The following is an 11,796-nucleotide window of genomic DNA, read 5'->3' as shown; positions in this document are numbered from 1 at the left end:
CAGATGAATATAGTATTGAAAATAGTCTTTTTTGCTGCTGTTCTTTTGGGTATAGGCTGTGCCGGTGGGGAGGAAAAAAACGTTGCAGCAACAAAAAATACCGTTAATGCAGAGCAGGAGCATGAAGAAGAAAATACGACACACCTTACCATGGATCAGCTGGCAGCGGTCGGCATTACCATTGGTACTTTAGAGGAGAAAAACCTCACTGCTACCATCAGGGCAAACGGACTGCTACGGGTACCGAATAATAACAGAGCTACTGCAACTGCTTTATATGGCGGAGTAGTAAAGGCTTTATCTGTAGAGTTGGGAGATTATGTAAACAAAGGACAGGTAATTGCCACACTCGTACATCCACAGTTTATTCAATTACAGGAAGAATACCTGACCATCTGTAGTAACATTGTGCTGGCAGAACAGGAAATGCAACGGCAACAGGAGCTCAATGACGGCAATGCCGGCGCTAAACGCAATCTGCAGACCGCCACTGCCGAACTGAACGGTTTACGCACCCGAAAAGCTTCTTTAGCGCAACAGTTGCGGTTAATGGGAATTGCGGCAGATCAATTATCGAATGGTAACCTACGGTCAGAGTTAACCATTGCAGCGCCTATCAGTGGGGTAATCAGCAATATGTTCGCAAAAATCGGTAGCTTTATAGATGTATCATCGCCCGTAGTGGAAATTGTTGATAATAAACTCCTGCACCTCGACCTTCAGGTTTTTGAAAAAGACCTGCCACAGATAAAAATTGGTCAAACCGTCAACTTTGCCTTAACCAATAACCCCGGAACAAGTTACACTGCAAAAGTGTTTAATATAGGATCGTCTTTTGAAAATGAGAGTAAAACAATTGCCGTGCATTGTAATGTTACGGGAGATAAATCAGGACTGATCGATGGCATGAATATCACCGGAATGATCAGTTTAAACAATGTTACAGCTCCGGCAGTACCTGATCAGGCTATTGTAGAAGCAGACGGTAAATATTATCTTTTTGTAGAAACCGGCCGTGATGAAAATAAAACGATTCATTTTAAGAAAATAGAAGTGATAAAAGGCGTTTCAGATGTTGGATATACATCTGTAGTTCCGGTAACGGAGATTGCTGCAGGTACAAGAATTGTTACAAAAGGAGCTTTTTTCATCAATTCGAAAATGACAGCACCGGAGGAACACGCCCATTAATTACACATAGCTCAAAACGAATAAAATATGAACGATAATACGGTTAATAAGCTGATCAATAAAAATACAAAACCTACCAGCATGCGTATTCTGGTATATGATTTTTTAAGTGCGCAGACTGTAGCCATGTCATTGTCTGAAATAGAAAGTAATTTTCATAATGCAGACAGAGTAACCATCTACCGTACTTTAAAAACCTTTGAAGATAAAGGAATCGTACATAGCATTCAGGAAAATAATACCACTAAATACAGGTTGTGTGAAGACGGTTGCGATGAGCAAACCCATAAAGACTGGCATTTGCACTTCTATTGCAAAATTTGTAAACAAACCACCTGTAAAGATGAAATTACCTTTTCAAAAGACGTGCAGGTAAATTTCAGAGTAGATGAAATCAGGCTTTTTGCAAAAGGTATCTGCGAAAATTGTCTGGAAGAAACTTTGCAATAGGATTGTATTTACTGTCCGTCTACTTTTGTACCAGGTCAATTGTCAGAAAAACAATTGAATATTGATCTAAAGAACTTAAAGACGATATGATGGAACATAAACATATTTATGACGCTGAAGGCCGCCAGCTTTGCTGTACACAAACTGAAAAAGTGTATGTAAATGCCGGCGCTAAAGAATTACTAAACGGTCATCATAAACACGACGGGCATGATCACGATCACGACCATGATCACGATCATGCGCTGGCCGGTGGTGATCAGTGGAAACTGTTTACTCCTCCGGTTATTTCGCTGGTTTTATTGCTGTTGGGAATTGCTTTTGACAACTGGATTTCTACATCGTGGTTTACCGGATGGGTGCGTTTAGGATGGTACGTGGCTGCTTATCTTCCGGTTGGTATTCCGGTGATAAAAGATGCTGTCAAAAGTATCAGTAAAGGTGAAGTGTTTTCTGAATTTTTTTTAATGGCCATTGCTACGCTTGGTGCATTTGCTATTGCTGAATATCCCGAAGCTGTTGCTGTGATGTTGTTTTATGCAGTAGGGGAAGTATTTCAGACATTGGCAGTATCACGAGCAAAAACAAATATCAAGAGTTTACTCGATCAACGCCCCGATGAAGTTACCATCATAAAAAATAACCAGTCACAGGTGGTGAAAGCCGAAACGGTTGAAATAGGTGAAATTATTCAATTAAAGCCGGGAGAAAAGCTGGGGCTGGATGGTGAACTATTATCTGACACCGCTTCTTTCAACACCGCAGCACTTACCGGTGAGAGTAAACCCGATACGAAATCAAAAGGAGAAAGTGTACTGGCTGGTATGATTAACCTTAATACAGTGAGTTTGGTTAAAGTGACTGTTGCCTACACCGATAGTAAGTTAAGTAAGATATTAGAACTGGTACAGAATGCAACTTCTCAAAAAGCACCGACTGAATTATTCATCAGAAAGTTTGCTAAAATATATACACCTATTGTTGTATTTCTTGCGATCGGTATTTGTCTGGTACCTTACTTTTTTGTGGAGAACTATGATTTTCAGGATTGGTTATACAGGGCACTGATCTTTCTGGTCATTTCCTGCCCATGTGCATTAGTTATTTCTATTCCGTTAGGATATTTTGGTGGTATTGGTGCAGCCAGCAGAAACGGTATCTTGTTTAAGGGCAGTAATTTCCTCGACGCACTGGCTAATATTCAACACGTGGTAATGGATAAAACCGGTACTATGACTGAAGGCGTTTTTAAAGTACAGGATATTGTATTCAATGATGATGTTGACCGCAACACATTGTTACAGAAAGTAAATGCCGTTGAAAGTTTAAGTACGCATCCGGTTGCAACAGCTATTCACGAATACGTAGGTAAGGTGGATGAGAATATTCAATTAATAAATGCTGAAGAAATAGCAGGGCACGGATTGAAAGCTACTATCGATGGAAAAGAAATATTAGTAGGCAATTTTAAACTAATGAATAAGTATAACATCGCTTATGACGTAGATCCTGCAAGTATTGTTTATACAACTATTGCCATTGCTTATGACGGCAGGTTTGCCGGTTATATCACCATTGCCGACAGTATTAAAGAAGATGCACAAAAAACCATCGATCAGCTTACTGCTTACAATGTAAAAACAACCATGCTGAGCGGTGATAAAAGTAGTGTGGTGGCATTTGTTGCGAAGAAACTGGGTATTCAACAGGCTTTTGGTGATTTGTTGCCGGAAGACAAAGTGAATAAGGTAAAAGAAATTAAAGCGGCAAATCAAACTGTGGCGTTTGTAGGCGATGGTGTAAATGATGCACCGGTGGTAGCACTGAGTGATGTGGGAATAGCAATGGGAGGTTTAGGAAGTGATGCTACTATTGAAACCGCTGATGTGGTGATACAGGATGACAAGCCTTCGAAAATACCATTAGCCATTAATATCGGTAAACAAACAAAGAAAGTGGTATGGCAAAATATAACACTGGCATTTGTGGTGAAAGGTATTGTGTTATTGTTAGGAGCAGGAGGCCTGGCCACGATGTGGGAGGCCGTGTTTGCAGACGTAGGCGTTTCTTTGATTGCTATTTTAAATGCAGTAAGAATTCAACGGATGAAGTTTTAGCAGGCTTGTAAAAACAATTCAAATAAGTTTAACTATAAAAATTTGGTGGTATCATTTATTCATAGTATCTTAATAGAAGGAACTATTGATAAATTTTTTATACTAACCTTTATCATATGAGCCGTATAATAATCCACTTGTTCAAGGATTTTATACGGCTATTTTTATGCTGATATTTCTTCTTCAAGCTCGTCGTCGTCTTTGTTAACTTCTTCCGTTAAATAGTCTTTTCTGCGTTCTCCGATTTGTTGACGCCACATAGAATAATACAAACCTTTTTCGGTGAGTAATTCACTATGACTGCCCTGCTCCACTACCTTACCTTTTTCTAATACCAAAATGGTATCGGCATGCATTACGGTCGACAATCTGTGCGCGATAAGTATGGTAATTCTTTCGGAAGAGGCGGATACTTTCTGAATGGTTGAGGTGATTTCTTCTTCTGTTAATGAATCCAGTGCAGAAGTAGCTTCATCAAAAATGAGTAACTCCGGATCTCTTAGCAACGCACGCGCAATGCTCAGACGTTGTTTTTCTCCTCCGGATAATTTCATGCCACCTTCGCCCAAAACCGTATGGATACCGTTACCGGCTTTTTGAATCAGCCTGATAGCAGATGCATCTCTTAAAGCGGCTTCCAGCTCCTCGTCAGTGGCAGCTGGTTTTACAAACAACAGGTTGTCTTTAATAGTACCGGCATATAATTGTGTGTCCTGCGTTACAAAACCTATCTTTCTTCTTAAAGGGTTATAGGCAATCTGAAGGCTTTCAACACCGTTAAAAAGAATGCTTCCTTCAACCGGCGTGTATAAACCTACCAGCAACTTGATCAGGGTACTTTTGCCCGAACCTGAAGGTCCTACAAAGGCAATGGTTTTTCCTTTACTCACTTTAAAGCTGATACCGTCAATTGCATTGTACTGGGCGGTTTTATGTTTAAAAACCACTTTATCGAATTCAAGTGTTTCAATATGATCAATTGTTGCATAATCTTCCGGCCTTTGTTCGATTGGCTTTTGCATTAACTGATCAAATATATTGATCGATGTTTCTACTTCGCGGTATTGTAAAATGAGATTACCAAGATCCTGCAATGGTTGAAAAATAGCGGTAGAAATAAATTGCATGGCAATCAGTTCACCGGTCGTCAGAATATCCTTAAAGATCAGCCATAAAAGAATAAACAGAATTGACTGCTTGAGTAAGTTAAGAATATTACCCTGTAAAAAAGACAACTGACTTACTTTTTTTGCTTTTTGTAATTCTAAGTCATGAATGTTTTGAGTATACCCTTTAAGCCTTCTTATTTCAGGAAAAGTGAGCCCCAGGCTTTTTACCAATTCTATATTCCGTAAACTTTCGGTAATACTGCCCGACATTTCATTTGTTTGGCGGTTGATAGACCGTTGAATAGTTTTTATTTTTTTTGAGATTAAACCGGTGAGCCCACCCAACACTAATACACCGATTACAAATACGGGTACCAGCAACCAGTTTTTGGTCACCGAATAAAAAATAAGAAATCCGATGCCCACTACTGAGGTAAAGAGAACATTGATAAAAGTATTAATAAATCTTTCTGTATCGGTTTTTACTTTTTGAAGAATGGAAAGGGTAGTACCGCTACGGCTTTCTTCAAATTCCTGAAAAGATAAACGCAGGGTTTGTTTTAACCCGTCGTTAAAAATATGCATACCGAATTTTGCTACTGCTTTACGCATAAAAAAATCCTGCAAGGCTTTTGCCCCTCTGGCTACAAAAGCGATGGCAATGGCTAAAATCAGTAACTGAATGATGGTGTTCATGAGCTCAGGATCTTTGGCTTCCTGATGAGTTGTGAATGTGTCGATGATTTTACCGAAAATAATAGGGTCAACGAGGTTCAGCAATTGCGCGGCACCTGCGAATAGCAGAGAAATAGCGATGAGTTTAAATTGCGGTTGTATATATCGAAGTAAGATTTTCATGTAGTTGCCTGTTTGCGGTCATTTAAGATAACTCAAAAAGTTGAATAATTTGATACACAAAATGAGTGCCATTGGCGGTAGTTCAGCTATGGGCAACTATAAGAGCGTCATTTTATATCGCGGCATCAACTATATCAACCAATATAAAAGCCGGTTGTGGTAATGCTATCACCCCTGACCGGCTTTTAGAGTATTTTAAAAGTGAGTACCATTCCGCCCACACTATCATAAACTGTACAGCAAAGCAATTTTACTGATGAGCTTTTAATTCATTAATTTTTAAAATATATTTTTGTGCATTTTTATTGTCGGGGTTCAGCTCAAGCGATTTTTTGTAGTTTATAATTGCCTTATCATATTCTTTATTGATGAAATAGGCTTCACCAAGACTATCGAACAGATTTGCATTTTCAGGATATTCCTTTGTTGCTAATTCAAATATTTCAATAGCTTTATTTATTTTTTTGTCACCATACAATAGTTCATATCCAATAGTATTTAACACATCCTGCAGGTTAGTATTGAAATAAGTTTCTTCCTGTTTGCTTAAAATATTAAATGTGTCTTTAGCCTTTTGGAGATCAGTCAGAAAATGAGTTTTAATGGTTGATTTTAAATTTATTTTAGGATACCTGATTAAATCGGTTTCTACTTTGTTGAACAATATTTCCCAATCTTCAAGTGCAGCTTCAGATTTGTTATTAATGATGATAATCTGGCCGTACTTACTGTCGGGGCAGATTAAAATACCACTTCTTACACCATTTGCATCTCCGGTTTTTGAGTAATAAAATCCTTCTTCTTTGCCAATTCCCATATCCTGCCACAAATAACCCATTACATTGTCTTCATCATCTTCAAATAAGATTCGGGTTGACTCTTTTACAAGGGGATTGTCACTCTCCAGTTGAAATTTCATCAGTTTTATCAGATCGGGTAAGGTGGTAATAATTCCGTAACCACCGCCCAATAACGGATTTTTATCCAGCGGAGCCAAGGCTCCGGAACTGGTGTAGCTATTAGACAAATGCTTTTTATGTTTCTGATAATCTTGCAAATAAGTATTGGTCATTTCTAGTTCGTTCAGAAAATCCTGTAAAAGTTCCTTATATGATTTACGATAAACCTGTTGCAGAATATAAGCAATCAATTCTGAACCAATAGAATTATAGGCATAAACGGTTCCCGGTTTCTTATCGAGTTCTACGGTTTTGAGTTCTTCCAGGAAAGACGAAATGTTATAATCAAAAGGTCTGTTTTCATAATAGCCTTCCGCAGTTCTGCTGTTGACTTTCGCTAATTTGGGAGGTATTTTGGTTTTAAACCCAAGTGTATGTGTCAGTAAATTTTTAATTGTTATCGGAGTGTTTTGATATTCCAGATTGGGATATGCGGCTGGCAGATACATCCTGATATCATCATCCGTTTTTATTTTATTTTCAAGCACGGCTTTGGCCGCTAAAGAGCCTGCAAATACTTTTGAAATAGAAGCAATTTCATAGAGCGTACGATCGTTCGGTTTATTTTTAGAATTTCTGTCTATCTCTCCGTAATAATTATGAAAAACCGCTCCATCTTTATAGATAGCCAGCGCAATGGAGTGTATGTTACCTTTTTCTATTTCATTTTCAGCATACTGATTTATCAGGTCTGTTAACTTTTTGAAAGCCTTCGTTTCGCTTTTATCTTTATTCTCCTTCGCCCTGATCAGCATTTTAACGGCATTCTTATTTTCAGCATCAAGTGATAAAGATTTCTCATAGTTTTTAATGGAGTTATTCCAGTCATTATTTTCAAAATATGCCTCCCCCAAACTATCGTACAAGTCTGCATTGTTGGGTATTAGCTGAATAGCATATTCAAATATTTTGATAGCAGCTTGCGGATTTTGTTTCTGTTTTAACCATTCATAACCGATTGTATTCACGTCATCGGCAAAATCTATTTCGTTGAGCTCCTCTTCAGAAATATTTTCTTTGCCGATTATTTGTTTTAGAAACAAAGCAGGATCCGTTGAATCATTATAATTCAGATAGTGTTTGTAACCAATAGATTCTTTCGGAAACAAATCTGCAATCATTGTTTTATGATTCCCTTTTTTCAATTCATTTTTCAGGTCTATTTCAACAAATTGAGAATAGTCGTGAAAAAGATAGACCCTGATTTTCAAAGTATTCAGATCGTAAATAGTAGAATACTGCGTGGAATTAATTGATTTTTTTTGTGCAAAATGACTCATTGCTGCACTACAATAATCAAGCGTTGCTTTTTTATCGGATGAGTGAAGGAATTTCAGGCCATTTTGATAATACGACAAATTAACGTCTTTTAAGTTATTGGTTTGAGAATAGTAAAAATTTGAAAATGACTTTTCTGATTCTTTTCCTATAATCATTTCATCACCTTCAACAATCAGATAAGCCCCCGATTTGTCGACGAACACAATCATACTGTTGGTAAGAGAAGATAAATTTATAGTTTCCAGATAAGATTTAACTTCCTGCACATTGCTCATCGTTTGCATGATGTTTCTGATCGCTTTAGAAATGGAAATTTTTGTTTTCCCTTCTGTATTATGGATCGCTAAATAAGGAACATAAAACCCGTCAAACATTAATCCTTTTTCATTAATTGCTCCCTGCGCAAAATTATCCAGCAGCCCCATATACATAACTCCGAATTTGTTTACTTCAGGTTCTTCAAACCAAAATTGACTGTTAGGGCTTAAGTAGTCTTCATTATTGCCAACAATGGTTTTTCCTTTTTTAGTAATTTTATACATTGTACAGGAATGTGCCATTTGCGGTGATAGTAAGCCTGTTAATATGAGTAGAATGAATGTGAATTTCATTTATTTGCTTTTAGAATTTAACCAGTTAATGAGTGTATCTATACCTACTAAATTATTTTTAGCAAATAATTCTACTGCTTGGTGTAGTTGCCCGTTTTGTAGATGAAGAATTATATTTTCGTGCTGTGTAACTGACTTCTCAACGGTGTTATTCATTTCCATATAAGCATATTCATACCGCTGCGACTGACGATGCAGGATTTTTATCATTTTCAGTAGTCTTTCATTAGAACAGTTTGAGATTAGCAGCAAATGCCAACGTTCATCCAATTCAACAATTTGTTTGGAAGAGGTGGTGTTCAATATTTTTTGATTGATTTCAATAAGTTCGTCCAAAACCTTTTGTGTCGGAATACCCGATAATTCGAGGGCAAATGATTCTAACCTGGCTCTTAGCGGATAAATTTCAGTAATATCATTTTCTGAAAATTGTGCCAGTCGATAGCCCTTTCTTGATTCAGATACTATAATACCTTCCCATTCCAGCTGCTGAAGCGCTTCTCTGAGGGGAGTGCGGCTAATATTTAATAGTTCTGCCAGATGAACTTCCCGCATGGGTTGGTTGGGTAATATTTTGCCTTCAATAATTAATTGCCATAAGGCCTTAATTATCTGAGATTTAAGAGTTTCGTGTGCTATCATGAATTTGTATATTGTATACAATGTGCAAAAGTAGGTTTTCCTGATGAAATTGCAAGGGCCTGACCCGTGTATTCATTATTTATTAGAAATGTTCCGGGTTTTCGTGTTTTCAATTTTTTCACTGAGAATTTTTTTTCGTATGATCGTTTCTTTTATTTTTCGGTGCTTGACGAACTTATATACATATAATTCTTATTGCGGCAGGGATGAAGATTGATTTTGGGAAGGAGTTTGTTTTAACAAAAAATCTTTCATCAGCAGATGACCGGTTGGGTGTTGTTGGGATGGAAGGTTCATTTGGTAATATGACTATTTTTTTGTATCTTAATAGATAGAGCTATTCTTTTATCAGCTTATTAGGCTGGTTCAAACGTACAAGTGTGCGACGCAACCGGTGTTGCTCAGTATTACTGCCGCCGGTTCAAAAAAATCAGTGTTTTTTATAGGGTACCGGCATCGGGTTGTATGCGGTGCTACTTGAAATACTACACTCATTTTATCAGATCTTCTCTTTTAAAATTTCTTCTTACCTTCACGCTCCAAACTTAAAAAATGAAAGATAGCCTGGTTATTACAACGAAGTTAACAAGAATGATTGCCCTTTTATTGATATTTGGCGCCTGTGCTATCTCATTAACTGTTGCTAACCGCGACCTTACCGGAACATTGGTAATGGTGGTAGCGTTGTTGTACTTCCTTTATATTCTTAACCGCCGGCTGATTCTAAAGATGGTTGCCGACAGGGAAAACGTTACGTTCGAATACCTGGAAAATAAAAGAAAATCGATCACACTTCCTTATAAAGACCTTTTGTTTAAAAAAGGTAAAGTCAAAGGTATGCTCGGTGAATCTTATGTAATAGAGGTTTATCGCACCGGTTCTGACGAACGCGTATTTGGTATCAGTAAAAAGATGTTTAGAAAAAAAGCCGATTATAATGCTTTTCTGGAATTCTTCGGTATACAAAAAGATTAATCACTTTTTTCAGTTGCTTTTTTGATGGAAAGTGGATATAGCTCTTCTTATAATTGAATATAGCTGAACTGTAAGAACTGCGTAGCCGTTCTCAATTCTTCATTTTCAATTTTTAACTCTCAACTTTCAATTACATTTGATAATCAATAAACTAAACTCCTGATTCATTTTTGATGACCTTTTTTATTTCTCACGATATAGAGATAAGAAAACAACAAAAATGAATAAACTGACATTCTTCTACCGCTGTTGCAGCCTTGTGCTTGCCTTATCTGTTTTTGCAGCCTGCTCTAAAGGTTCTGATGAGCCGGATGATGATCAGAATCCAAATTCACAACAAAATGACATCGCTGTTTTAGATAATGCCGTTCAGGCTTATATGACCAAGTATAATGTACCGGGTTTATCGCTGGCAGTTTCGAAAGGTGAAAAACTGGTGTACGTGAAAGCGTACGGACAAGCTGATAAGGAAGCCAATCAAACCATGACCACCGATCATATGTTCCGTATTGCCAGTATTTCAAAGTCTGTTACCGGCATTGCTTTCATGAAACTTATTGAAGAAGGAAAAGTAAAACTGAGTGATAAAGTATTCGGAAATGGTGCTTTGCTTGGTACTACGTATGGAAATAATACCTATTCAGCCAACCTTCAGGCCATTACAGTAAAACATCTTTTAGAACATACCGCTGGTGCCTGGGGTAACTCGGTAAATGATCCGATGTTTTTGAATGGCAACATGACTGCCGATCAGTTAATTTCCTGGACACTCGATAACCGTCCGGTACAAACCACTCCGGGAACAAAATATGATTACTCAAACTTTGGGTATTGCGTGTTGGGACGTATTGTCGAAAAAGTTTCAGGCAAATCGTATGAACAGTATGTGAAGGATGCGATTTTACAACCAGTAGGTATTACCCGCATGACTGTTGGCGGTAATACACTCGGCGACCGTAAAAGCGGTGAAGTGAAGTATTATGGTACCACTGCCGGTGGTAATGCTCCTTACAGTTATAATATCGTTCGCATGGATGCACACGGCGGTTGGATTGCTTCTGCCAAAGACCTCGTTCGTTTGCTGGTGCATGTAGACGGATTTAACAATAAAAAAGATATCCTGAGCAGCGCTTCTCTTACTACTATGACTACCGCGCCCTCACTGGCTACTCCTTCCGGGTATGGATTGGGATGGAGTGTTAATCAGGCAAAACACTGGTGGCATACCGGTTCATTACCGGGTTCTGTATCGGTATGGGTGCGTGGTAACAACGGCTATAACTGGGCGGTGTTAACCAATACCAGAGCCGGTGGCAATGAAATGAACGAACTGGATGCGCTTGTCTGGACAGCTATTAATGGCAATGCGCCGTGGCAGAATATAGATCAGTTTTAATCATACGGATTCATCTTTTATTGCAATAGTTCCGGTTGCAAAGTGCCGGAAGGGAGGAATGATGTGTTGCTGCGGAAACTCTGTGTGTAAAAAGTAGTAATGTGTATGTTGCAGATAACGAGAGTGTTGGGGACGCTGGTTGGAGTAACTAACTGGTTATATAAGTTGTTTGCTGTGCTGTATAAAAAAGTGCCTTATTGTAATACT

At 38.1% G+C, this 11,796-nt stretch carries 8 protein-coding genes; 5 read left to right on the top strand and 3 right to left on the bottom strand.

Translation table 11 applies throughout. The features are described from left to right. Positions 1-3: 3 nt before the first annotated feature. The 3 genes from D9O48_RS17615 to D9O48_RS17605 all read left to right on the top strand — a co-directional run bounded on the left by D9O48_RS17615 (position 4) and on the right by D9O48_RS17605 (position 3,758). The gene (locus D9O48_RS17615; RefSeq protein ID WP_126974314.1) at positions 4-1,191 is read left to right on the top strand and encodes an efflux RND transporter periplasmic adaptor subunit; all 1,188 of its coding nucleotides are present in this window, start codon (positions 4-6) and stop codon (positions 1,189-1,191) included. 27 nt (positions 1,192-1,218) lie between these two features. Further along, complete coding sequence (locus D9O48_RS17610; protein WP_126974313.1) at positions 1,219-1,641, top strand: Fur family transcriptional regulator; 423 nt, start codon at positions 1,219-1,221, stop codon at positions 1,639-1,641. An 89-nt stretch (positions 1,642-1,730) separates the two neighbouring features. Further along, positions 1,731-3,758: a heavy metal translocating P-type ATPase gene (locus D9O48_RS17605; protein WP_126974367.1), complete on the top strand. Its 2,028-nt coding sequence runs from the start codon at positions 1,731-1,733 to the stop codon at positions 3,756-3,758. 164 nt (positions 3,759-3,922) lie between these two features. On the opposite strand, the gene D9O48_RS17600 is transcribed toward D9O48_RS17605, so the two are convergent. From D9O48_RS17600 to D9O48_RS17590, 3 genes are all read right to left on the bottom strand, one after another. After that, on the bottom strand, positions 3,923-5,725 hold the full coding sequence (locus tag D9O48_RS17600) for an ABC transporter ATP-binding protein (protein WP_126974312.1): 1,803 nt from the start codon (positions 5,723-5,725) through the stop codon (positions 3,923-3,925). A 250-nt stretch (positions 5,726-5,975) separates the two neighbouring features. After that, positions 5,976-8,576 carry a serine hydrolase gene (locus D9O48_RS17595; protein ID WP_126974311.1) on the bottom strand — a complete coding sequence of 867 codons (2,601 nt, stop codon included), beginning with the start codon at positions 8,574-8,576 and terminating at the stop codon, positions 5,976-5,978. Continuing rightward, on the bottom strand, positions 8,577-9,218 hold the full coding sequence (locus D9O48_RS17590; RefSeq protein WP_126974310.1) for a GntR family transcriptional regulator: 642 nt from the start codon (positions 9,216-9,218) through the stop codon (positions 8,577-8,579). Between the two features lie 552 nt (positions 9,219-9,770). Here D9O48_RS17590 and D9O48_RS17585 point away from each other — a divergent pair. Then, positions 9,771-10,193 (top strand): hypothetical protein, encoded by a 423-nt coding sequence (locus tag D9O48_RS17585; RefSeq protein WP_126974309.1) that lies wholly within the window; start codon positions 9,771-9,773, stop codon positions 10,191-10,193. 220 nt (positions 10,194-10,413) lie between these two features. Beyond that, positions 10,414-11,589, top strand: coding sequence for a serine hydrolase domain-containing protein (locus D9O48_RS17580; protein ID WP_126974308.1), 1,176 nt, complete (start codon positions 10,414-10,416; stop codon positions 11,587-11,589). The last annotated feature ends 207 nt before the right edge of the window (positions 11,590-11,796 follow it).

It is taken from the genome of Gynurincola endophyticus (assembly GCF_003991195.1).
In the GTDB taxonomy this organism is placed as follows: Bacteria; Bacteroidota; Bacteroidia; order Chitinophagales; family Chitinophagaceae; genus Gynurincola; species Gynurincola endophyticus.
The sequence above is the reverse complement of the archived record's forward strand: the minus strand, read 5'-3'. Positions and strand labels throughout refer to the sequence as shown.